Here is a 1015-nt window from a genome sequence, read left to right as displayed (position 1 = left end):
TCAAAAGAATATGATATTCCTTTCGTTGATGGAGTTTCACAAGTACCATCAGATTTAAGTTTTCCAAAGATTTTTTCCGACTGGAAATTTGATGAAGATAAAACTACTCTTCAAGAAAATGATGATGACTTAATGACAGTGGACGACATCAAAGATTCTGGGTACGATAATATAGAAAATTTGCCACAGACTATTCTTTCCGAACAGAATAATCTCCAAGGAACTTACGATGCTGGTGATACTTACACTATAAATATGTACTATACTGGCCAAGAACATCCCACACCCACTCCCCCAAGCCACAACAATACCGCAAGTCATAACAATTCTACAAATCATCATGACTCAGAAGTTCCACTATCTTCACAAATTGAGAACATCGCTACTTACTCTGACAAACCAAACGTTGAACTTTGGTCACTAAATCGTCATCATTCCGGTTCAGTAACCAAGATATCAGATAGAGTTCTTGCTTCAAATTCTGATTGGTATGTCGATAAGAAAGTAACCATTAATGGTGAAGATTACTTAAGAGTTGCTACAAATGAATGGGCTAAAGCTTCTGATGTTTATCGCTATGTTAGTTTGGACGCCACTCTTTATACAAATAAAGATGCACGTTTGATCAATGCGCAGGGAGAGACTATAGCCAATAGAGAATTATCCCATGACACAGCATGGCATACCGATAGAATTGCTTATTTAGAAAAGGATGCGAATACTTCTCAATCTAATAACAATTTAAGGAAATACTTCAGAGTTGCTACAAATGAATTCGTTTCTGCTACCGATGTGTACATTAAGTAATTAGATTTTTAATTTTCATACATGCTAAAAGAGTATGGAACGTTTGTTAAAAAAATAGTATAAAACCATATGCAAAACGGCCATACTCCAATGAAGTGTTTGGAATATGGTCGTTTAAGTATGAATTTCAAATGTCATTTAATGGGAGATAGCGCAATTAGAAAGCTTGGTTTAAGAGGAGATAAAAATGTTAAAAAAAACTATTCGG

The 1015-nt window shown here is 34.9% G+C and carries 1 pseudogene; it reads left to right on the top strand.

Going from position 1 to position 1015, the window contains the following annotated elements:
- Window positions 1-807 (top strand): annotated as a pseudogene (locus FHL06_RS14565) (SLAP domain-containing protein); the annotation flags it as partial.
- Window positions 808-1015 lie beyond the last annotated feature (208 nt).

This window comes from Companilactobacillus halodurans, assembly GCF_009600985.1.
Taxonomy (GTDB): domain Bacteria; phylum Bacillota; class Bacilli; order Lactobacillales; family Lactobacillaceae; genus Companilactobacillus; species Companilactobacillus halodurans.
The sequence above is the reverse complement of the archived record's forward strand: the minus strand, read 5'-3'. Positions and strand labels throughout refer to the sequence as shown.